At 31.9% G+C, this 23,599-nt stretch carries 22 protein-coding genes and 1 riboswitch; of the genes, 15 read left to right on the forward strand and 7 right to left on the reverse strand.

Features of this window, described 5'->3' with window-relative positions; all coding sequences use genetic code 11:
• Nucleotides 1-215 precede the first annotated feature (215 nt).
• The 7 genes from gyrA to dnaA form a co-directional block, all read right to left on the reverse strand.
• Complete coding sequence (gene gyrA, locus I0Q91_RS11475; RefSeq protein ID WP_270454698.1) at nucleotides 216-2,669, reverse strand: DNA gyrase subunit A; 2,454 nt, start codon at nucleotides 2,667-2,669, stop codon at nucleotides 216-218.
• 45 nt (nucleotides 2,670-2,714) lie between these two features.
• A complete protein-coding gene (gene gyrB / locus I0Q91_RS11480) occupies nucleotides 2,715-4,631 on the reverse strand; it encodes a DNA topoisomerase (ATP-hydrolyzing) subunit B (RefSeq protein WP_270454917.1) in 1,917 nt (638 codons plus the stop codon).
• Between the two features lie 5 nt (nucleotides 4,632-4,636).
• On the reverse strand, nucleotides 4,637-4,903 hold the full coding sequence (gene remB, locus I0Q91_RS11485) for an extracellular matrix regulator RemB (RefSeq protein WP_270454699.1): 267 nt from the start codon (nucleotides 4,901-4,903) through the stop codon (nucleotides 4,637-4,639).
• A 15-nt stretch (nucleotides 4,904-4,918) separates the two neighbouring features.
• Nucleotides 4,919-6,040 carry a DNA replication/repair protein RecF gene (recF, locus tag I0Q91_RS11490; RefSeq protein ID WP_270454700.1) on the reverse strand — a complete coding sequence of 374 codons (1,122 nt, stop codon included), beginning with the start codon at nucleotides 6,038-6,040 and terminating at the stop codon, nucleotides 4,919-4,921.
• 1 nt (nucleotide 6,041) lies between these two features.
• A complete protein-coding gene (yaaA, locus tag I0Q91_RS11495) occupies nucleotides 6,042-6,263 on the reverse strand; it encodes a S4 domain-containing protein YaaA (RefSeq protein ID WP_270454701.1) in 222 nt (73 codons plus the stop codon).
• Nucleotides 6,264-6,271: 8 nt separating this feature from the next.
• A complete protein-coding gene (gene dnaN / locus I0Q91_RS11500; RefSeq protein ID WP_270454702.1) occupies nucleotides 6,272-7,387 on the reverse strand; it encodes a DNA polymerase III subunit beta in 1,116 nt (371 codons plus the stop codon).
• A 226-nt stretch (nucleotides 7,388-7,613) separates the two neighbouring features.
• Entirely contained in the window at nucleotides 7,614-8,975 is a 1,362-nt protein-coding gene (dnaA, locus tag I0Q91_RS11505; RefSeq protein WP_270454703.1) for a chromosomal replication initiator protein DnaA, read from the reverse strand.
• A gap of 474 nt (nucleotides 8,976-9,449) precedes the next feature.
• On the opposite strand from dnaA, the gene rnpA reads away from it, so the two are divergent.
• From rnpA to gcvPB, 15 genes are all read left to right on the forward strand, one after another.
• Complete coding sequence (rnpA, locus tag I0Q91_RS11510) at nucleotides 9,450-9,791, forward strand: ribonuclease P protein component (RefSeq protein WP_270454704.1); 342 nt, start codon at nucleotides 9,450-9,452, stop codon at nucleotides 9,789-9,791.
• Between the two features lie 20 nt (nucleotides 9,792-9,811).
• Nucleotides 9,812-10,024, forward strand: coding sequence for a membrane protein insertion efficiency factor YidD (yidD, locus tag I0Q91_RS11515; RefSeq protein WP_270454705.1), 213 nt, complete (start codon nucleotides 9,812-9,814; stop codon nucleotides 10,022-10,024).
• 21 nt (nucleotides 10,025-10,045) lie between these two features.
• Nucleotides 10,046-10,711 (forward strand): YidC/Oxa1 family membrane protein insertase, encoded by a 666-nt coding sequence (locus tag I0Q91_RS11520; RefSeq protein ID WP_270454706.1) that lies wholly within the window; start codon nucleotides 10,046-10,048, stop codon nucleotides 10,709-10,711.
• Between the two features lie 14 nt (nucleotides 10,712-10,725).
• Nucleotides 10,726-11,352 (forward strand): RNA-binding cell elongation regulator Jag/EloR, encoded by a 627-nt coding sequence (gene jag / locus I0Q91_RS11525; protein WP_270454707.1) that lies wholly within the window; start codon nucleotides 10,726-10,728, stop codon nucleotides 11,350-11,352.
• 77 nt (nucleotides 11,353-11,429) lie between these two features.
• The gene (gene mnmE, locus I0Q91_RS11530; protein WP_270454708.1) at nucleotides 11,430-12,818 is read left to right on the forward strand and encodes a tRNA uridine-5-carboxymethylaminomethyl(34) synthesis GTPase MnmE; all 1,389 of its coding nucleotides are present in this window, start codon (nucleotides 11,430-11,432) and stop codon (nucleotides 12,816-12,818) included.
• 20 nt (nucleotides 12,819-12,838) lie between these two features.
• The gene (gene mnmG / locus I0Q91_RS11535; RefSeq protein ID WP_270454709.1) at nucleotides 12,839-14,752 is read left to right on the forward strand and encodes a tRNA uridine-5-carboxymethylaminomethyl(34) synthesis enzyme MnmG; all 1,914 of its coding nucleotides are present in this window, start codon (nucleotides 12,839-12,841) and stop codon (nucleotides 14,750-14,752) included.
• A 1-nt stretch (nucleotide 14,753) separates the two neighbouring features.
• Nucleotides 14,754-15,512, forward strand: coding sequence for a 16S rRNA (guanine(527)-N(7))-methyltransferase RsmG (rsmG, locus tag I0Q91_RS11540; protein ID WP_270454710.1), 759 nt, complete (start codon nucleotides 14,754-14,756; stop codon nucleotides 15,510-15,512).
• A 61-nt stretch (nucleotides 15,513-15,573) separates the two neighbouring features.
• Nucleotides 15,574-16,425 carry a ParB/RepB/Spo0J family partition protein gene (locus I0Q91_RS11545; protein WP_270454711.1) on the forward strand — a complete coding sequence of 284 codons (852 nt, stop codon included), beginning with the start codon at nucleotides 15,574-15,576 and terminating at the stop codon, nucleotides 16,423-16,425.
• Nucleotides 16,426-17,187 (forward strand): ParA family protein, encoded by a 762-nt coding sequence (locus I0Q91_RS11550; protein WP_270454712.1) that lies wholly within the window; start codon nucleotides 16,426-16,428, stop codon nucleotides 17,185-17,187.
• Nucleotides 17,180-18,145 (forward strand): ParB/RepB/Spo0J family partition protein, encoded by a 966-nt coding sequence (locus I0Q91_RS11555; RefSeq protein WP_270454713.1) that lies wholly within the window; start codon nucleotides 17,180-17,182, stop codon nucleotides 18,143-18,145. Before I0Q91_RS11550 ends, I0Q91_RS11555 begins: the two co-directional genes overlap by 8 nt.
• A 117-nt stretch (nucleotides 18,146-18,262) precedes the next feature.
• A complete protein-coding gene (locus I0Q91_RS11560; RefSeq protein ID WP_270454714.1) occupies nucleotides 18,263-18,913 on the forward strand; it encodes a potassium channel family protein in 651 nt (216 codons plus the stop codon).
• A 107-nt stretch (nucleotides 18,914-19,020) separates the two neighbouring features.
• A riboswitch (glycine riboswitch) is annotated at nucleotides 19,021-19,118 on the forward strand.
• Nucleotides 19,119-19,259: 141 nt separating this feature from the next.
• Nucleotides 19,260-20,339: a glycine cleavage system aminomethyltransferase GcvT gene (gene gcvT / locus I0Q91_RS11565; protein ID WP_270454715.1), complete on the forward strand. Its 1,080-nt coding sequence runs from the start codon at nucleotides 19,260-19,262 to the stop codon at nucleotides 20,337-20,339.
• A gap of 26 nt (nucleotides 20,340-20,365) precedes the next feature.
• The gene (gcvH, locus tag I0Q91_RS11570) at nucleotides 20,366-20,752 is read left to right on the forward strand and encodes a glycine cleavage system protein GcvH (RefSeq protein WP_270454716.1); all 387 of its coding nucleotides are present in this window, start codon (nucleotides 20,366-20,368) and stop codon (nucleotides 20,750-20,752) included.
• Entirely contained in the window at nucleotides 20,753-22,102 is a 1,350-nt protein-coding gene (gene gcvPA, locus I0Q91_RS11575; RefSeq protein WP_270454717.1) for an aminomethyl-transferring glycine dehydrogenase subunit GcvPA, read from the forward strand.
• Nucleotides 22,095-23,534, forward strand: a complete 1,440-nt coding sequence (gene gcvPB, locus I0Q91_RS11580; protein WP_270454718.1) for an aminomethyl-transferring glycine dehydrogenase subunit GcvPB — start codon at nucleotides 22,095-22,097, stop codon at nucleotides 23,532-23,534. Before gcvPA ends, gcvPB begins: the two co-directional genes overlap by 8 nt.
• The last annotated feature ends 65 nt before the right edge of the window (nucleotides 23,535-23,599 follow it).

Raw genomic sequence — 23,599 nt, forward strand, 5'->3', positions numbered from 1 at the left:
CTCTTACATCAACTTTCCGGGTTTCCGCCTATCTTTCTCGGCTGGTTGCTATCCATTTTTCAAGGTTCTTTTCTGCCGCAAAAACTAATTTTTTATGTCTTTTATTTTCACGCGACAAGTATTATACTAACATCAATAATTTAGATTGTCAAGGATTTTTTAAAATTTATTTATAAAAATTTAAGGGCCAGATTTTACTCCGGCCCAGTATACTTTTATTCTTCTTCAATTTCTTCTAAATTTTCTTCATCCTCATCATCAAAATCAATCTTTGCCAGGGATACAACACTATCTCCATCATTTAATGATATAACTTTAACTCCCTGTGTATTTCTACTTATACATGATATATCATCAATTTCTACTCTTATCATAATACCATCCTGAGTAATAATTAATAATTCCTGTTCAGAATTAACCACCTTAGATTGTACTAATTTACCGACTTTATCAGAAAGCTTAGCGGTAATAACACCTTTACCGCCTCGATGCTGAGGCCTGAATTCTTCTAAAGCTGTTCTTTTACCATATCCATTTTCGGATATTACAAAAAGATCTTCTCCTTCATTTGATAGACCAATTCCAATTACTTCATCGTCTTCATCTAAGTCAATAGCTTTAACACCAATAGAGTTTCTAGCAGTATCTCTTATTTCATCTACTGGAAAACGAATACTTTTGCCATTACGAGATGTTATAATGATATCCTCATCATTATAAGCAAACTTAACATCTACTAATTCATCATTATCTCTAAGGTGTATTCCTTGAAGTCCTGTATAATTAGTATCATATTCAGTTAATGAAGTCTTTTTAATAATACCCTGTTTAGTGACTTTTACAAGATATCTATCTTCATCAAATTCTTTAACTGGAATAATTGCATTTATTTTTTCTTCTTCATCTAGGTCAAGGAGATTAATTATAGCAGTACCTCTAGCCTGTCTTCCAGCTTCAGGTATCTGATACCCTTTAAGTCTATAAACCTGACCATTATTAGTAAAGAAGAGGAAAGTTCTATGGGTGGTAGCAGTAAAGATATTAGCTACAAAATCATCTTCCCTTGTACTAATACCAATAATTCCTTTTCCACCTCTTCGCTGACTCCTGTATGTATCAAGAGGCATTCTTTTTATATAACCAAAGTTAGTTAATGCAACAACTATATTCTCTTCTTCAATAAGATCTTCAATTTCTAAACTTACATCCTGATTTAAAATTTCAGTTCTACGTTCATCTTTATAAGTTTCTTTTATTTCTAGTAATTCATCACGGATTAATTTAACAAGTTTTTCTTCATTTGCAAGTATACTTCTTAAATAAGCTATTGTCTCCTGTAATTCACTATATTCAGCTTCAATTTTATCTCTCTCTAGACCTGTCAGCCTTTTAAGTTGCATACTTAAAATTGCCTGGGACTGCCTTTCAGATAAACTGAACTTATCCTGTAATTGCTGAGAGGCTGTATCAGTATCTGGAGCTTTTTTAATTAATTCAACAACCTCATCAATATCCTTTAAAGCAATTCTAAATCCTGCTAAAATATGAGCTCTATCTTCAGCTTTATTTAAATCATAAATAGTCCTTCTTCTAACAACTTCTTTTTGATGTTGCAGGTAATGATGCAGCATTTCCTTTAATGATAAAACTTTAGGTTGATTATCTACTAATGCAAGCATAATAACACTAAAAGTATCCTGAAGTTGGGTATGCTTAAAGAGTTGATTTAATAAAACATCAGGGTTAGCATTGTTTTTTAATTCAATAACTATTCTCATTCCATCTCTATCAGATTCATCTCTTAAATCTCTAATACCATCTATTCTATCATCTTTTACAAGATCAGCTATTTTAGTTATTAATTTAGCTTTATTAACCTGATATGGCAATTCATCAACAATAATAGTAGGACTACTGCTCTCCTGATTAATAATCCTGGTCTTAGCTCTAACTCTAACTTTACCTCTACCAGTTCGATAAGCCTTAATTATTTCATCTCTATTCATTATTGAACCGCCAGTTGGAAAATCAGGGCCTTTAATTGATTCCATTAATTCAGTTATATCAATATTTGAATTATCTATTAATTTAATTACACCATCTATAACTTCCTCTAAATTATGTGGAGGTATACTAGTGGCCATCCCAACGGCTATACCTGAACTTCCATTAATCAATAAATTTGGGATTCTTGCAGGCAAAACTTCTGGTTCTTCTAAAGTATCATCGAAGTTACCTTTAAAATTTACTGTTTCTTTATCAATATCCTTTAATAATTCTTCAGATATTTTAGCCATTCTTGCTTCTGTATATCTCATGGCTGCAGCAGAATCACCATCTACAGAACCGAAGTTACCATGACCATCAACTAAGGGATATCTATAAGAGAAATCCTGGGCCATTCTCACCATTGCATCATAGACTGATGTATCTCCATGTGGATGGTATTTACCTAAAACTTCTCCAACAATTCTAGCCGACTTTTTATGGGAAGACCTTGAAGTTATATTTAAATCTTTTAAAGCATATAAAATTCTTCTATGAACAGGCTTTAGACCATCCCTAACATCTGGTAAAGCCCTACCAACTATAACACTCATAGCATAATCCAAATATGCATCTTTCATTTCATCATCAATGGCAACCTGTTTAATATTTTCTTTTAGCATTTAAAAAATCCACCTACCTTTAAATCTAAACTATCCAACTTTGATTTATACATCAAGATTATCAACCTCATGAGCATGCTCTTCAATAAATTGTCTTCTAGGACTTACCCTATCACCCATAAGGGTAGTAAAGGTTTCATCTGCTAAAATAGCATCTTCTATCTCAACTCTTAAAAGCAATCTTTCTTCAGGGGCCATAGTTGTATCCCAGAGTTGATCAGGATTCATCTCTCCTAAACCCTTATATCTCTGTAATGAGAAATTTTTACCTTCATTTTCCCCTAATAGTTCTTTAAGAGCCCTCTCATTGTAAGCATATTCTTCTTTTCTTCCAATTTTCACTTTATACAGCGGAGGCTGTGCAATATATACTCTACCATCAGTCAATAGAGGTTCCATATATCTATAAAAGAATGTTAAAAGCAAAGTCCTTATATGAGCACCATCAACATCAGCATCAGTCATAATTATTATCTTACCATACCTAAGTTTTTCAAGATCAAATTCTTCTCCTACACCTGTACCAATAGCAGTAATTAAAGATCTTATCTCTTTATTATTTAAAATTTTATTTAGACGGGCTTTTTCAACATTTAAAATTTTACCTCTTAAAGGGAGAATCGCTTGAAACTTTCTATCTCTACCCTGTTTGGCAGAACCACCAGCAGAATCACCCTCAACTATATAAAGCTCAGATTCTTCAGTATCCTTTGAAGAACAGTCAGCCAATTTACCAGGTAATGCTGTTGAAGTTAAAGCACTTTTTCTTCTAGTTAAATCTCTAGCTTTTTTTGCAGCTTTTCTAGCCCTGGCCGCCTGCAAAGCCTTTTCAACAATAGTCTTAGCTACAGCAGGATTTTCCTCTAAAAATATTTTTAAGTGTTTGCTTAATGTAGAATCAACAAAACCTCTTATTTCACTATTTCCAAGTTTAGTCTTAGTCTGACCTTCAAATTGAGGCTCAGCTAATTTAACACTTATTATCGCAAGTAAACCTTCTCTAATATCTTCACCTTTTAAATTATCATCATTTTCTTTCAAAATATTTTTACCCCGGGCGTAATCATTAACAGTTCTAGTTAATGCACTTTTAAAACCACTCAGATGGGTACCGCCCTCTTTGGTATTAATATTATTTGCAAAACTAAATATATTTTCATTAAAACCATTATTATATTGAATAGCAATCTCTACTTCATGTTCATCTGCCTCTTCATGAATATAAATTGGATCAGGAAATAATGTCTTTTTATTCTTATTTAAGTTCTTGACAAATGATATAATACCGCCTTCATAGCAGTATTCATTTACTTTTGGTTCATCCTGACGACTATCAATAAATCTTATTTTAATACCTCTGTTTAAATATGCAAGTTCTTTGAACCTCTGAGCCAATACCTTATATTTAAAATTAATTTCATTAAAAATATCTTCATCAGGTTTAAAAGTTATGGTAGTTCCAGTATTTTCACCTGAATGACTATCAACTACTTCTAAATCAGAAACAGTCAGACCTTTTTTATATTTCTGTTTATAAATATTTCCATCTTTCCAATTAATTTTTACTTCTAACCATTCTGATAATGCATTAACTACAGATACACCAACACCATGTAATCCACCAGAAACTTTATAACCTTCTCCTCCAAATTTTCCACCTGCATGAAGAGTAGTCATAACTACTTCAACTGCTGGCCTATTAATTTTAGGATGAGTCTCTATCGGTATACCTCTACCATTATCGCTTACTTCAACAATATTTCCCTCTTTAAGTTCTATTTTAACAATATCACAATAACCACTCATAGCCTCATCAATACTATTATCAACAACTTCATATACTAAATGATGCAAGCCATCAAGAGCAGTTGATCCTATATACATCCCTGGTCTTTTTCTAACAGCTTCAAGACCTTCAAGAACCTGAATATCTTCTGCTTCGTATCTACGTTCATCGATCATAACCATCAAACTCCTCCATTTTCACTGATCAAATTTTTCAATCTATCCTCTAAAGTATTAGTGGAAATAATTGAATAATAAATTTTTTCTCCAGTCAGAATAAAAGATCTAATTTTTGAATTAGCTTTTGTCTGGTCAATAATAAAACCTTCTTCATCAGCCATTTTAAAAAATTCATCTGTAATCTTACTATCAGCCACAGATTCAATATCTCCAAGAAAAACTATATCCTTTGCAGGAATCATATTCCCATCACCGATATGTAAAAACAAAATCTGACACCACCCTTAATAAAACTTACCAGATTTAATATAAAAATATTTATCTTCATCACTGGCTATATCTTCTACCAATAGCTTATCAGTTGTTGTAATAAAAGTTTGTATTCTCTGACCAATAAAATTAATTAACTCCTGTCTTCTGATTCCATCCAATTCAGAAAAAACATCATCTAGTAATAAAACAGGATATTCTCCTGATTCACTTTTCATAAATTCAAGTTCAGCAAGTTTTAAAGCCAGAGCTGCTGTCCTTTGTTGGCCCTGAGAACCAAATTTTCTAATGTCATATCCATTTATTTCTAAAATTAAATCATCTCTATGGGGGCCTATTAAAGTATATCCCCTTTCGATCTCTTTATCAATTTTTTTTGTAATAATTTCATTAAACTCTTCTTCAATATTTTTGATATTTTCAAATTCAAAGCTTGGATCATAAATAACCTTTAAATTTTCCTGATTATCAGTTAATTTTCTTTGATGTAAGCGGGCTAAAATTTTAAGTTTTTCAACAACTTCTTGTCTCTTTTTAATAATTTTACTGCCAATACTAACTAATTGATCTGTAAATACTTCTAAAACAGATTTATCTTTATTTGAATTATATCTTATCTCTTTAAGAAGATTATTTCTCTGTTTTAACACTTTTTCATATTTTTTTAACTGGTGGTAATAATATGGATTAACCTGAGATACTTCAGTATCCAGAAAATCTCGCCTATTTGCAGGACCACCTTTTACTAAATCCAGATCTTCAGGAGAAAATAATACAACATTTAATTTTCCAATAAAATCTGAAATTTTTTCAACTTCTTTATCATCTACTTTAAATAACTTATCCCTGCCTTGAATCTGCAGGGAAAGTTTTTGATTTAATTTATCTTCTTTTAAAATTTTTGTTTGAATAATTAATTTTTTATTATCAGAATTATCGTCTTCAGAAAAATTTATTAATTCTTTATCAGTTGAAGTCCTATGTGATCGGCCAGTACTAATATAATAAATAGCTTCCAATAAGTTAGTTTTTCCCTGGCCATTATCTCCAACAATTATATTTAAATCTGAATTAAAATCCAAAAGTACCGACTTTAAATTACGAAAGTTTTTTAAATATATTCGTTTAATTAACAATTTAATCCCTACTTACAATATAAATAGTTTTTCCTCCTAAAAATTCAACTTTATCTCCTGGATAAAGTTTTCTTCCTCTACTATATTCTACTTCTTGATTAACCAGAACATTTCCTGCTTGAATCAAATTTTTTGCTTCACCACCAGAACCAACAATATTTGACCACTTTAAAAATTGATCCAATTTAATAGATTCTGTATTAATTTTTATTTTCTTTTGCATATTATCACCTACGATCCAGGTCTAACTGGCATTATTAAATATATAAAATCTTCATTATCAGCTTCTTTTACAGTTAAAGGATTTAATGGGCCGATTAATTCTAGTTTAACCTCTTCTTCAGATATTATTTTTAAAACATCTATTAAATAATTTACATCTATATTTATATTTTGTTCTCCGCCATCCATTTCAATATTAACTTCTTCATGGGCATGGCCCTTTTCTGAATTAACTGATTCAATAATTAATTTATCATTAGTAAATTTCAAGTTAATTACTCCTGAATCTAATTTAGCTATTAATGACGCTCTTTTAACTGCTTTTAATAAACTATCTTTTTCAATTCTTATTAAATTATTAAAATCATTGGGCATAACCTGTTGATAATTAGGGAATTTACCTTCAATTAATCTCGACGTTAATATTAAATCTCCAAAGTAAAATTTAATATGACTATTGTCTATTATAACATTAACTTCTTCATCTTCATAATCTCCAAGCAAATTACTTAACTCATTTAAAGAGTTAACTGGAATTATGTTTCTGATTTCTTCACCTATTTCATGATCTATATCTTTTTTACAGTAAGCCATTCTATAGGTATTTGTAGCAACCATTATTATTTCATTTTCTTTAATAGATAATAAAGCTCCAGTTAATCCTGGTTGTGAATTATTTTTATCACAGGAAAATTTAACTCTATCTATAATATTTTTTAATTGATCTGAATTAATCTTTAAATTATAATTCTTTTCAACTTCAGGCAAAGAAGGGAATTCTTCAGGATTAAAACCATTTAATTTAAAGTGTGAATTAGAAGTTTGAATTTCAGCTGTATAATTATCTTGATTAACTTTAATATGTATTGGCTCAGCAGGTAACTCCCTAATAATATTAGAAAGTTCATTGGCAGGTAATACAATATTTCCTGTTTGATTAATATCTGCACCAATTTCTAATTCAATACCTATTTCCAAATCTGTTGAAACTAACTGTAAATTTTTATTCTCAGCACCTTTTAATAATAGTCCAGATAAAATTGGTAATGTATTACTTTTTGAGACTGCTCTATTAACTTTTTTAAGAGCATTGTGGAAAACTGATTGTTCAATAATAAAATTCATGTTAGCACCTCCGTAATTATCTATCATATCTAAAATTAATAGTAATAGTAGTAGGGAATGTTTATATGTGTAAAACTGTCTGCTTTGTATGAAATAATGGTTATTTAGCCTGTGCAATAACTGTGGGCTATAATTAAGTATTTATCCACATTTGAACAGAGAAAATAATTCAAAAAGATATCCACAATTTTATCCACAGACAGTTAACAACTTTTAAACAAAGTTATTAAGATTTAATTTTTTTTATTAAATTATCAATTGTATTTTTGAAATTTTCTTCATCTGCATATTTTTCAGTAATCTTATTATGGGCATGCATCACAGTAGTATGGTCTCTTCCACCAAAATTATCTCCAATCATAGGTAATGAGGCATCTGTCATCTCCCTGGATAAATACATTGCAATCTGTCTGGGCAAAACAATATTTTGAGTTCTTTTTTTAGAATCTATTTCTTCTAAATTTAGATTATAATAATCAGCAACTATTTTCTTTATATGATTTATAGTTATTTCTTTTGGTTCAGAACTATCATTACTAACCAGGTCTTTTAAAGCTTCTTTTGCTAAATCAAGATCTATTTCTCTTTCTACTAATTCAGCATAAGCTATAACCTTTATTAATGCTCCTTCCAATTCTCTAATATTAGATTGTATTTTATTTGCTATATCAATAATAACTTCATTTGGAATTTCTAAATTTTCAATATCAGCTTTTTTTCTTAATATAGCAATTCTTGTTTCTAAATCTGGACTTTGAATATCAGTAATTAGTCCCCATTCAAAACGAGATCTTAATCTTTCCTCCAGAGTAGGTATTTCTTTAGGTGGGCGATCACTGGAGATAATTAACTGTCTATTTGATTCATGAAGAGCATTAAATGTATGAAAAAATTCTTCTTGAGTTCGTTCTTTTCCAGCTAAAAACTGAATATCATCAACTAAAAGTATATCAATATTTCTGTATTTATCTCTAAAATCAACAGTTTTATCATCTTTAATAGCATTTATTAATTCATTTGTAAAGGTTTCTGAGGAAACATAAACAACTTTATTATCTGGATTATGATCAAGAATAAAGTGTGCAATAGCCTGCATAAGGTGGGTTTTACCTAATCCAACATCTCCATAAATAAAAAGAGGATTATAAGCTTTTGCTGGAGCTTCTGCAACGGCTAATGAAGCGGCATGAGCAAAGCGATTGCTATTACCTACTACAAATGTATCAAAAGTATATTTAGGATTAATACCGTTTTTAATTTGATTGGTTGTTTTTACCTTTTTCCTATTATTATTATTTGATGTTACTTCTTGTTTTGATTCTTTAATTTCATCAGGTGTTAAAAATTCTAAATCTAATTCAGTATCAGTTATTTCTTCAATAGTTTCAATGATTAAGTTTTGATAGCGGGAACTGATCCAATCTTTAATAAAATCATTAGGAACCTTTAATTGTAAAGTATTATTTTTTATTTTAATTGGTTCAGTATCAGAAAACCAGGTTTTAAAACTTGGATTGCTTAATTGTTCTTTAATTCTTTCTAAACTTTCCTCCCAGATATCATTTAATTTTTTTTCGGTCAATTTCATATAATACCTCCTGAAAATCGTTTCTCCACAGATTGTGGATAAATAGATTACTTATCCACATAAATAAAAAAGGATTCAAACTTATACTATATAAAAAAAGCTAAAAATTATTAATAAAATTATCTACAACCCTGTGAATAAAATAGATAGTTATCCACAGTTGATAGTGGATAACCAGCACTTATCAACAGATTGTGGATAAAAACGTGTGTTTTTGTGGATAACTTTAATTTTTTTGTCGTTTTTTAAATAATTGTTGATAAATTAATACACAGAGTTAACAATCGATATTCTTTTAGTTCAGAGTCATAATCAAAAGTTTTCCACAAGTAATCACTAATATAATAACAGATTATTAACATTTTATCAACAAAAATATTCTTGTGGAAAAGCAAAATACCTTGACTAGTATTTTTAAATACCATATAATTTATATTGTATGGGTGATAAATTGGCAGGTCTGGAGGTATAAGTTTGGAAAGTTTAAAAAAAAATAGTCAATTTCAAAAGGTTTATAAGAAAGGTCAGTCAAAAGCCAGTAAATATTTAGTAGTCTACTGGTTAGATAATAAAGATAATAGTTCTGCCAATCGTTATGGAATTACTGTTAGTAAAAAAATTGGTAATGCAGTTGTGAGAAATAAGGTTAAACGCAGAATTAAAGAAATTTTGAGAAAATGGGATGATAATAATTACATAAAATTAAACTTAGATATTGTGATTATTGCAAGAAAGCCTGTAGTTAATTTAAATTATCATCAAATTAAGAGTGATTTAAAATCTTTGCTTTACAGGTGTTCCTTAATTAAGGGTTAAATAAAATGGAGATGAACATTATGATTAAATTATTATTTTTAAAATTAATTAAGTTCTATCAGGATTATATATCTCCTTTATTACCAAAATCATGTCGATATTATCCAACTTGTTCAACATATACAGCAACTGCAATTAAAAAGTATGGTATAATAAAAGGTAGTTGGTTAGGATTAAAGAGAATTTTACGCTGTCATCCTTTTCATCCAGGTGGTTATGATCCGGTAGATTAAATTATAGGAGGAATTTAAAAAATGTTTGGATTTTTTGATGGTTTCATAGATATAATTATTCAGATTATAGAATTTATTCAGCAGTTACCTATTGTTCCAGGATATGGAATAGCGATAATAGTATTTACTCTGGCAATAAAGTTTGCTTTATTTCCATTGACAGCTAAACAAACAAGGTCAATGAAAGCTATGCAGGATTTACAGCCTAAAATGGAAAAAATCAAAGAGAAATATGAAGATAATAAAGAGAAACAACAGGAAGAAATGATGAAGTTATATCAGGATAATAATGTAAACCCAATTGCTGGTTGCTTACCAATGATATTACAATTATTTATTCTCATCCCCTTATATAGAGCAATTCTGGCTATGAGCGAAACCTTTGGAGAGTCAGCTTTTCTATGGATAGGAAGAATTACAGACGGTTCACTGGCAGAACCTGATATTGCTTTAGTTATTATTAATGGTCTTGTTATGGTAGCTCAAACTAAGATCACTCAGAGCATATCTGGTGGTGGTGGCGGAAAATCAGGTATGATGATGTGGATAATGCCGATTATGATAGTCTTTATAGGTTTTCAACTACCAGCAGGGATAATGGTCTATTGGTTAACTTCCACATTATTTTCTGTTATTCAACAGTATTTATTATCAAAAGAAACTGATGCAGAAGCTGAAGCCGCTTAAGGAGGCGTTTTAATATGGTAAGCTGTAAAGAGACTGGTAATTCCGTAGAAGAAGCAATTGATAAAGCTTTAAAGAAACTTGATTTATCAAGGCAAGAGGCAGAAATAAATATAATTGATGAAGGTAGTAAAGGTTTTTTAGGTTTAATTGGTGGAAAAGAGGCAGTAGTAGAAGTTACAAAAAAAATAATTCCTTCTGAGATAGGTAAGAACTTTTTAGAAGAAATATTTTCATCAAGTGATTTAAATGTTGAAGTGGAATATATTGAGTCTAAATCAGATGATAAACAACTTTATTTTAATTTATCTTCTTCTGAATTAGGATTAGTCATTGGGCATAGAGGAGAAACTCTTGATGCTTTGCAATATTTAACTTCTTTAGCAGTAAATCGAGAGACTGATGATTATTTTAGGATAATGCTTGATGCAGAGGGTTATCGAGAGAGAAGAAAAGAAACTTTAGAGAGATTGGCTAACAAAATGAAAAATAAAGCTCTTGAGACAGGTCGAAAAGTTATGTTGGACCCAATGCCGCCTCATGAAAGAAGAATAATTCATCTGGCTATTAAAGATGATGATAGAGTAAAATCATATAGTGAAGGCGAAGAGCCCTTTAGAAAAGTAATGATTGAGAAGGTTTAATTTTGAAAATTAACCCAGCAGGGATTACCTGCTGGGTTTTTAACTTAAATAATTTAATTAAAACCGGGGTGTTAATTATGAATTATAATATGGATGATACAATAGCTGCAATTTCAACTCCTCCTGGTTGTGCAGGTATAGGAAAAATTAGAATCAGTGGTGAAGATGCTCTAGAGATAGCAGATAAAGTTTTTTATTCATCTTCAACTGAAAGTTTAAAAAAGGTAGAAAGTCATACAATTCATTATGGCTTTATAAGAGATAAAAATAATAAAGATATAGATGAGGTACTTGCTTTAATTTTAAAGGCCCCCAAATCATTTACTGCAGAAGATACAGTAGAGTTTGATTGTCATGGGGGAAGCCTACCATTGCAGGGAGTTCTGGATGCTGTTTTATCAGCAGGAGCAAGACTTGCTGAGCCTGGAGAATTTTCTAAGCGAGCTTTTATGAACGGGAGAATAGATCTTACCCAGGCTGAAGGAATCATGGATTTAATTAATTCTCAGACTGAAAAAGGTAGAGAGCTTGCTGTTCAGCATTTGAAAGGTGGTTTATCTGATCATATAAAAGATATTCGGGAACAATTAATGACTATTTTAGCAGGAATGGAAGCTAGCATTGATTTTCCAGAAGATGAAGTTCCAGGATTTGATAGTGATCGAGTTAATGATAAAATTAATCAAGTTATTGATACTTTAAATGAACTTATACAAAGTAGTAAAACAGGACAAATCTTTACTGAAGGAGTAGAAACTGTAATTGTTGGGAAGCCAAATGTTGGCAAATCAAGTTTATTAAATTATTTACTAAAAGAGAATAGAGCTATAGTTACTGAAATACCAGGGACTACTAGAGATATAATTTCAGAACTTGTAAATCTTGGTGGAATTCCGTTAAGAATTACTGATACAGCAGGTATAAGAGAAACTTCAGATCAAGTAGAAAAGATAGGCGTAGAAAGAACAATAAACTCTCTTCAAACTGCAGATCTGGTTTTATTGATGTTAGATGTATCTCAGGGCATTTCCCCTGGGGATTATAAGATATATCAGGAAGTAAAGGATAAACCAATAATTATACTGGTAAATAAGACTGACCTCTCAAAGGAAATAGATCATAATAAAATTGAAGAAAATTTTCCTGATGGGAGAATTATTTATACTTCAGTTCAAACAGGTGCAGGTTTAAAAGAGTTAGAAAAGACAATTAAAGATGAAATCATGGCAGGAGATGTAAAAGGTGGTTATGATCAAATTATTACAAGAATGCGTCATAGAAATTTATTGGAAAAAGCAAAGGTTAGTCTTGAATTAGTAATTGAAGGTAATAAAAATAATATTCCTCCAGATTTATTATCTGTAGACTTAAAAGATGCTTTGCTAAGTTTAGGTGAAATAACAGGTGAAACAGTAACTGATAATTTAATAGATCAAATTTTTCAAGATTTCTGTATTGGAAAATAATACAGTAAAGGAGTTTTAATATGAGTAAATATTTTTCGACATATCCAAAAGAATACGATGTTATAGTTGTAGGTGCAGGTCATGCAGGAAGTGAAGCTTCTTTAGCTGCAGCTAGAATGGGATTTGATGTTCTAACTTTAACAGTTAATTTAGATCATGTGGCTTTTATGCCCTGTAATCCTTCATTGGGTGGACCAGGCAAATCCCATATAGTAAGGGAAATTGATGCTTTAGGTGGAGAAATGGCTATAAATATGGATGAAACCATGACTCAGATTAGAATGTTAAATACTAGTAAAGGTCCTGCAGTTCATGGTTTAAGAGGTCAGTCTGATAAAGTTAAATATCATCAAAGAATGAAGAGTGTCCTTGAAAATCAGGAAAATTTAGATTTAAAACAGGCAATTGTTGAAGATCTTGAAGTAGAATCAGGTGAAGTCAAAGGAGTTATAACAAAGACAGGTATATTATATAAAGGTAAAAAAGTCATTTTGACGACAGGGACATTTTTAAAGGGAAGAATTATAATTGGGGAAGCTAAATTTAATTCAGGCCCTAACCAGCAATATCCTGCTAATAAATTATCAAATGCCCTTAAAAAATTAGGTTTTAATCTCTTAAGATTTAAAACAGGTACACCTCCAAGGGTTAATGGGAGGTCAATAGATTTTTCTAGTTTGGAAGAACAATCAGGTGAGGAAGGTTTAAGTTTCTCATTTCTTTCAGATTCTTTAAAAGGTGAGCAGGATTCCTGCTGGCTAACTTATTCAAATGAAGAAACTCATGAAATCATAAGAGAGAACGAAGATAGAACACCTTTATTCTCAGGAGAAATAGACGGTGTTGGCCCTAGGTATTGTCCTTCGATCGAAGATAAGGTAATAAGATTTCCTGATAAAGAGAGGCATCAATTCTTTTTAGAGCCAGAAGGCAGAGGAACTAAAGAATTTTATATTTCAGGTTTTTCAACAAGTCTTCCATTAGATGTTCAGATTGATATGGTTAGAACTTTAAAAGGAATGGAAAATGTTGAAATTATGAGACCTGGATACGCAATTGAATATGATTGTGTAGCAAGTGGGCAGTTTGATCTTACTCTGGAAACAAGGCTTGTTGATGGTCTTTATACGGCAGGTCAGTTAAATGGAACATCAGGTTATGAAGAAGCTGCTGGACAGGGTTTAATTGCAGCTATAAATGCTGTTCGTTCTCTTCAGAATAAAGAACCAATAATTCTTAAAAGATCCGAATCCTATATAGGTGTTTTAATTGATGAATTAGTTACAAAAGAACCAAGAGAGCCTTATAGGATGATGACTTCAAGAGCAGAACATCGTCTGTTATTACGCCAGGATAATGCAGATCAAAGATTAACTCCATTAGGAAGAGAAATTGGACTTGTAGATGATAAGCGCTGGGAACATTATCAAAATAAGATTGAACAGATAAATGAACTAAGAGAATACTTAAAAAACAACAGAATTACTCCTACTAAAGAAGTTAGAGATATTCTTGAAGAACTAAGTAGTGGTAATTTAAGTAAGCCAGCAAGTTTAGAAAAAATTCTTAGAAGACCAGCAATAGAATACAAAGATTTAAGCCGGCTTGTTGATGATCTTCCTGAGTATCCGGCTGAAATTACAGAGCAAATTGAGATTTCTGTTAAATATGAAGGGTATATTGAAAGACAATTAAAACAGGTTAAACAATTTGATAAATTAGAGAATAAACTTCTTCCAGAAGATATAAATTATCAAGAGTTAGATAATTTGCGTCAGGAAGCTAGAGAAAAATTAAATAAAGTAAAGCCTAGATCTGTTGGCCAGGCATCAAGGATAGCCGGTGTGTCTCCAGCTGATATTCAAGTTTTAATGATTTATTTAGAAAAAAACAGAAAAAATAAACAAAAAGTCAATAATGAAGGTGAAAAATAAGATGTTTAATGAACAGAATCAGGATAAATTAAAATTTAAAATAACTAAAGGATTAAACCAGTTAGGTTTACCGGATAATCAGGAAGTTATCGAAAGATTATATGAATACTTAGTTCTTCTTTATGAAGAAAATCAAAAATATAATTTAATTGGGCCAGCAGAGCCAGAAGAAATTATAACTAAGCATTTTTATGATTCAATGGCTCCGCTCAAGAATATAGAACTTTTAAATCATAATAAGGGCCTTGATCTAGGTACTGGAGCAGGTTTGCCTGGAGTAGTTTGGAAATTGATTTATCCTGAAATATCATTTTATTTTTTAGATTCCAGAAAAAAAAGAATTAACTTTTTAAAAATGGTAAAAAACAAAATCAAAATAGATAAATTTTACCCTGTAAAAGAAAGGGCCGAAAGACTTGGGCAGCAACAGGACTGGAGAGAACAGTTTTCTTTTGTATCTGCAAGGGCTGTTGCAAGTATGGATATTTTGATTGAATATGTTCTGCCATTAATTGAAATAGGTGGTTATGCTTATTTATTTAAAGGTCCAGATTATAAGGATGAAATTTCTGATATGAATGGAATAGTAAGCTTTTTAGGTGGCGGGATGATAAATATTATTAATATTAAAGTTCCAGATTTAGAAAGGGAAAGATATCTTATTAAAATCAAAAAAATTAAGAATACACCTGAAAAATATCCTCGAAGAGTAGGTAAACCAAAAAAATATCCATTAAAAAAAGAGGATATATCGATCTAAATCCAGAAATAAGTAATTAAATACACTTTGTTTACAGTTTTAAATTTGGAGGTAGCATTTAATGCGTATTCCTTTTTTTAATAATGAAGATCAAAAACCAAATAATGAGCAGATAGTAAATGTTAATGTTGAGAATATTACTCCTAATCCATATCAGCCTCGCCAGAGTTTTTCTGAAGATAAATTGCAAGAATTAGCTGATTCTATTGCCAGTTATGGAGTGATTCAACCATTAACTGTAAGGAAAATTGATGAAGATAAACAATATCAGTTAATTGCCGGTGAAAGAAGATTAAGAGCAGTTAAATTACTTGGTAAAACTGAAGTACCAGTAATCATAAAGAATCTTGAAAATAGAGAAATGGCTGAGATTGCTCTTATAGAAAACTTGCAAAGAAAAGATCTTAATTTCATTGAAGAAGCTGAAGCATATAATAAATTGATTGAAGAGTTTAATCTTACCCAGACTGAACTGGCAACAAGGATAGGGAAAGCTCAATCAACTATAGCTAATAAATTAAGGCTACTTAATCTTCCAGGGTCAATCTTACATGTGATTCAACAGGGTGGACTTAATGAGAGACAGGCTCGAGCTTTATTAAAGCTTGATAAAAAAGATGATATGCTAGATATAGTTGAAGAAGCAGTTAGAAAAGATTTAAATGTTAGAGAAACTGAAGAACTTGTAAATAAAGTAAAAGATAGTTCAAAAGAAGAGCTTAAAGAAGCAGAGTCAGGCAAAATAACAGGGGCTTTTGCAGATATTAGATTATATTTGAACACAATTGAAAAGACAATCAATCAACTTGATGAGGCTGGAGCTAATTTTAAAGTTGAACGCTTAGAATCAGAAGATGCTGTTGAATTTCATATTAGAATTAAAAGGGAACAAGCAGGGCAGGAGAGTGATTAAATGGCTAAAAAATTGGCTATTGTAAATCAAAAAGGCGGAGTAGGGAAAAGTACTACTGCAATTAACTTAGGAGCAGCATTGGCAGAAAAAGGTTTAAAAGTTTTGATAGTAGACATAGATCCTCAAGGAAATGCTAGTAGTGGACTGGGTATTGATAAAACCGATGTTGAATATTCAATCTACGATTTATTGCTTGAAGGCATTGATTTTTCTGAGGCAATAATTTCTGTTACTGACTCGAAACTGGATATAATCCCTGCAAATATTGATTTAGCTGGTGCAGAAATTGAACTAGTGTCACAAATATCCAGGGAAAGTAGACTTGATAATGCTTTAAAAGAGGATTCAGATATATACGATTATATCTTGATTGATTGTCCTCCATCTTTAGGTTTGTTGACATTAAATGCTCTAACTGCAGCTGATGGCGTAATTGTACCTATTCAATGTGAGTATTATGCTTTAGAGGGACTTGGTCAGTTACTGGAAACAATTAAATTAGTTCAAAATAATTTAAATAGTAACTTAGAGCTTGAGGGAGTATTACTTACTATGTATGATAGTAGAACTAATCTTTCTGATCAGGTAGCAGATGAAGTAAAAAAACATTTTTCTAATGAAATATATGAAACAGTAATACCTAGAAATGTTAGGCTTAGTGAAGCACCAAGTTTTGGTCAGTCTATTATTTCTTATGATAACAGATCTTCAGGCGCTAAAGCATATCGAGAACTGGCCCGGGAGGTATTAGAGGATGACTAAAAAGAGAAGGTTAGGCAGAGGACTTGATGCATTAATTAGTGATGATAGCAAAAAAGATGCAGCTGGTTTCAAAAATATTGAACTTGACAAAATTGAGGCTAACCCGTATCAGCCGCGAGAAGAATTTAATCAAACTGAATTAGCTGAGCTTGCTGAATCTATTAAAGTAAATGGTGTTATTCAACCGATCATCCTAACTCCTAATGAAGAAGGTTACTATCTTGTAGCGGGTGAGAGAAGATGGCGTGCTGCAAAGCTAGCTGGTTTAGAAGAAATCCCTTCTATTATTCAGGAAATGGCTCCAGAGAAGATGATGGAACTAGCTTTAATTGAAAATATTCACCGAGAAGACTTAAATCCCCTTGAAGAGTCCAGGGCTTATCAAAAACTTTTAGATGAATTTGATTTAACACAGGCTGAATTAGCTGAAAGATTGGGAAAGAGTCGTTCAACAATAACTAATTCTCTTAGATTATTAAAAGTAGCTAAAGAGGTTCAAGCAAAATTATTGGAGGGAAGTTTGTCATCCGGGCAGGCCAGAGCATTAGCTGGACTTTCATCGGAAAAAGATCAGAAAGAGGCTATGGATAAAGTCTTAACAGAAGATATGAATGTAAGACAGACTGAAGGTTTAGTTGCTGAAATAAAGTCAGAAAAACAAAATAAAAAAGATAATGATACTTCTGATGAAAATGGCGATATTTTGGATGAACTTGATTTAATTGACGAAATACATGACAGGGCCAATAAAAAACCTAAAGAAAAAGATTTGAATTCAGAAATAGATACTGAAGCTAAAAAAAATATTTATAATAGAGAATTAAAATCTCTAGCTAAAAGACTAACTGAGATCACAGGTCTGGATACTAAAGCTAGTAGAGTTAACGGCCAGAATCGATTAGTTATTTATTCAAAAGATCTTAAAGAGCTAGAAAGACTGATAGATAATTTAACTTAAGTTGATGTTTCACGTGGAACAATCAATTTTAATCTATTCAAATGATAGAAATTAGGCTATAAATATTATTATAATGTTTCACGTGAAACATTATAATATAGATATAGAGGTGTGAAAATGAAAGTAATAATAGTTGGCGGAGGCAAAATAGGGAGATATTTAACGAATGAATTTAAGGACAAATACGAAATTGTTCTTATTGAACAGGACAGGAATAAGTGTGATAGAATTAGAGAAAAATATGGTATTAAAATAATCTGCGGTGATGGTTCAAAACCAGAAATTTTAGAAGAGGCAGGTATAGAAGATGCTGATGTTGTTCTTCCTGTTACTGAAGATGATCAAGATAATCTAGTTATCTGTCAGTTAGCAGAAAGGCAATATGATGTAAAGCGGACATTTACCAGAGTCAATACACCAGGCAATGAGAGATTATTTGATTGGTTAGGTGTTAATGTAGCTATTAGTAGTTCATCAATACTAACAGGATTAGTAAATCAAGAAGTTGCGATGCAGGACTTAAAAGGAATTTTGACTAAAAACCATGATAATCTTGAAATGCTTAGAATTACAGTGAAAAATGGAGCTAAAGCTATTAATAAAAAACTCAAAAATTTAGACTTGCCGATTGAAGTAGTCTTAGTTTCGATTTTAAGAGGAGATAAACCAATCGTTCCTAGAGGTAATACAACTGTCTGCGCTGGTGATATGATAGTTGTTTTAGCTAGAGAAGATTTTAAAGATGATATCTATGAAATTTTTACTTAATTAGCTTGAAAATAAAATTATAAAAAAATATTTAAAAATAAGCAGGAATTTTAACTTTTATTACGAATATAAATAATAAGCAACATAAATTAAATACAAGTATCCGGAAGAATTTCAGGAGAGAGCTTTGTTATTACAGAGCGCCGAAGGGGCAAGGTCTTTAAAAGAGATTGAAACTCTCAGGCATAAGAATCCTGATTGGACGGAGCTCTGGACATTGTACTGGACAGGGGAGGCTGGAATTTTTCTGGCCTCCCCTTTAGTTGTATAATTTTGCACAATTATAAAGATTAAATTATGTTGCTAGTATAGTTTGAATTATTAAAATATTTGTTTATATTAGGAGGTGGATTATTTGAAGAAAACAGCATTGAATCAACTGCATCATAATCTTGGAGCTAAGATGATTGATTTTGGAGGCTGGGAAATGCCAGTTCAGTATACGGGAATAATAGAAGAACACCAGGCAGTAAGGAATAATTGTGGTCTTTTTGATGTATCTCATATGGGAGAAATTGAAATTACTGGACCTGGAGCAACCTCTTATGTCAATAAATTAGTTACAAACCAGATTGATGTTGAAGTTGGAAGAGTTATTTATACTCCAATGTGTTATGAGGATGGCGGTATTATTGATGATCTACTTGTATATAGAATCAAGCCAGATCATTATATGTTAGTTGTTAATGCTTCAAATAAAGACAAAGATTTTGAATGGATTTCAAAGAATGCACCAGATGATGTTAATGCCAGGGATTTAACAGATCAGTTTGGCTTGCTAGCTTTACAGGGTCCAAAATCAGAAGAAGTACTAAGTTCACTTGTCAATTTTGATTTAAGCGAGTTAAAGCCCTTTAGGTTATTGAATGAGAAAGTTAATGGCCATGAAATGATTATTTCTAGAACAGGTTATACTGGTGAAGATGGGTTTGAACTTTATCTAAACCCTGATCTTGCAGAAACAATCTGGAATTCTATCATGGAAGCAGGAGAAGATTATGGTATAATGCCTGCAGGTCTAGGGTGTAGAAACACTTTAAGATTGGAAGCTGCTCTATGTCTTTATGGTAATGATATTGATGAAGAGATAAATCCATTAGAAGCCGGGTTGAATTGGACAGTTAAATTTGATAAAGATGATTTTTATGGCAAATCAGCTTTGCTTGAAATTAGTGATGCAGGAGTTGACAGAAAACTCATTGGATTTATATTAAAGGATAGAGGCATTGCTCGTCATGGTTATGACATTGAAGTAAATGACAAGAAAGCAGGCTTTGTTACAAGTGGCAGCTTTTCTCCAACACTTGATGAAAATATTGGAATGGGATATTTACAAAACCAATATGCAGAAGTAGGTAGAGAGATTAGTATTTTGATAAGGAATAGAGAAGTTAAAGCTAAAGTTGTAGAACTACCATTTATATAAATCAAAAATATTTAGGAGGCTAAATCATGAGTATACCAGAAGGATTTTATTATTCAGAAGATCATGAGTGGGTAAAAGTTGAAGATGGAGTAGGTACTATTGGGATTACAGACTTTGCTCAGGATGAATTAGGAGACATTGTTTTTGTAGAATTACCACAGGTTGGCGATGAATTTGATCAGGAGGATAATTTCGGTGTTATTGAATCAGTAAAAGCGGTTTCTGACCTTTATATGCCAGTTAGTGGAGAAGTAGTAGAGATAAACGAAGATTTGTTAGATCAACCAGAATTAGTTAATGATGAGCCCTATGAAGGTGGTTGGATTATAAAAGTATCATTAAGTGATGAGGCTGAATTAGATGAATTAATGAATTCAGATGAATATTCTAGCTTTCTAGAGGAGGAAGCCTAAATGAAATATATTTCTAACACACCTGAAGAACAGAAAAAAATGCTCTCTGATATAGGTGTGGAGGAAATTACTGATCTTTTTTCAGCTATTCCTGATAATATAAAACTCGATAAACCACTAGAACTACCTGATCCTATATCAGAGTTAGAAATGATGAATTTAGTTAATGAACGGGCTTCTCGAAATACTGATTTAACTGAAGCAGATAGTTATTTAGGAGCAGGGTCCTATGATCACTATATACCTTCGATTATAGATCATATGGTTCTAAGATCAGAATTCTATACAGCATATACACCCTATCAGGCTGAATTAAGTCAGGGAACCCTCCAGGCTATTTATGAGTATCAGAGTATGATTGCTGAATTGACAGGCATGGGAATTGCTAATGCTTCTTTATTGGATGGAGGTTCAGCATTAGGAGAAGCCATTTTAATGGCTTTAAGGCATACAAGATTAAACAAAGTAATAATGCCTAAATCTATTCACCCTTCATATAGAGAAGTTGGAAGAACTTATGGTGGTCCCCATAATGCTGACTTTCAAGAAATAGGTCTATCTGGCTCTTTAACAGACTTAGAACAACTAGAAGAAGCTCTAGATGATCAGACTGCAGCAGTTATAATTCAATATCCTAATTTTTATGGTTCTGTAGAAGATATGAAAAAGATTGCTGCAATGGTTGAAAAACAGAAAAAGACTTTACTAATAGTTGCTGCCAATCCAATTGCCCTTGGAATGTTAACCCCTCCAGGTGAATTTGGTGCAGATATAGTAATCGGTGAAGGCCAGCCACTAGGAAATGGAGTAAATTATGGAGGACCATATCTTGGCTATATGGCAATAAGAGATGATCGTCGTCTATTAAGACAAATGCCAGGCCGTTTAGTTGGCAAAACTGAAGATGTTGAAGGTCAAGAAGGTTTTGTAATGACCATGCAAACTAGAGAACAGCATATTAGAAGAGAAAAAGCAACTTCTAATATTTGTACCAATGAATCTTTAAATGCATTAATGGCAACAATATATATGGCAACTATGGGTAAGAAAGGTATAGAAGAAGTTGCCTATCAATCATTTAATAAAACCCGTTATTTAAAAGGGAGGCTGGAAGGAATATCCGGTCTAGAAGTAGTCAATGGAGATAATCATTTCCATGAAATCTGGGTTAAGACAGAAAAACCAGCTTCAGAAATATTTAGTGAGCTGTATGATAAATGCATACTGGCTGGTGTAGATCTATCTCAATTTGATGAAGAAGAGGGTTTATTAATCTGTGTAACTGAGAAGAAGACAAGAGAAGATTTAGATAAATTTGTTTCAGCGATGGAGGTGGCAGTCAATGAATGAACCTCTAATTAAAGACTTTAGTACTCCAGGTCGCAAGGGTTATAGTTTACCAGAACTAGATGTTGATAGAGTAGACCCAAAGGCGAGTTTACCTGAAGGTACAGTTAGAGAAGAAGCTCCTGATTTGCCTGAGGTTAGTGAAGTTGATGTTGTAAGGCATTTTACCAGTCTTTCAGAAATGAATTATGGCGTTGATTCAGGAATTTATCCATTAGGTTCCTGTACAATGAAATATAATCCTAAGATCAATGAAGATGTTGCGAGGATTCCTGGTTTAGCCAATATTCATCCATTTCAACCTGTAAATGAAGTTCAGGGTAGCCTCTCAATGCTGTACGATCTTAAAAGATATCTTGCCGAAATAAGTGGTATGGATGAAATCACTTTACAACCGGCATCAGGAGCCCATGGAGAATATGTAGGTTTAATGATAATTAGAAAGTACTTTGAAACTAGAGGAGAGGAAAGGAATAAAGTAATTGTCCCTGACTCTGCTCATGGTACTAATCCTGCAACAGCAACAATGGCAGGTTATGAAGCAGTAGAAATAGAATCTAATGATAGAGGTATGGTTGACTTAGATAGCTTAAAAGAGGCTCTTGATGATGATGTTGCAGCGTTAATGTTAACCAACCCCAATACCCTGGGTATTTTTGAAAAAGATATCTGTGAAATAGCAGATCTAGTTCATGATGCTGGAGGTCTATTGTATTATGATGGCGCTAATATGAATGCAATTCTTAGTTATGCTCGTCCTGGAGATATGAACTTTGATGTAATGCATTTTAACCTTCATAAAACTTTTTCAACTCCACATGGTGGTGGAGGTCCTGGTTCAGGCCCGGTTGGAGTTAAAAGGTTTTTAACTCCATATCTACCTAAACCTTTCTTAACAGAAAAAGAGGGAGAGTATTTTTGGGATTACGATAGGCCTGATTCAATGGGTAGAGTTCATAGCTTCTATGGTAATTATGGTGTAATGCTAAGGGCATTCACTTATATTAGAGGCCACGGGAAAACCGGATTAAAAGAAATTACAGAGAATGCAGTTTTAAACGCTAATTATCTTAAAGCTAAGTTGAAAGATGATTATGAACTTCCGTTTAGTGCAGATAGCCTCCATGAATTCGTGCTTTCTGGAAGTAAACAGAAAGAAAAAGGAGTATCAACTCTAAATATTGCTAAAAGATTATTAGATTATGACCAATATGCACCTACAATTTATTTCCCATTAATAGTTAAAGAATCAATGATGATTGAACCGACTGAAACAGAGAATTTGAGATCGCTTGATCGGTTCATTGAAACTCTTGAAACTATTTCCCGGGAAATAGATGAAGATCCAGAAATGGTCAAAAAAGCTCCTCACACTACAATTGTTAGAAAGCTAGATGAGGCTCAAGCTGCAAGAAATCCGGATTTACGCTGGTAATTAAAACTCAAAACGAGTGTTATTATATTAAAAAGGCGATTATATAAAGCATCCTGGTAGTTATT

Source organism: Halonatronomonas betaini (assembly GCF_015666175.1).
Classification (GTDB): domain Bacteria; phylum Bacillota; class Halanaerobiia; order Halanaerobiales; family Halarsenatibacteraceae; genus Halonatronomonas; species Halonatronomonas betaini.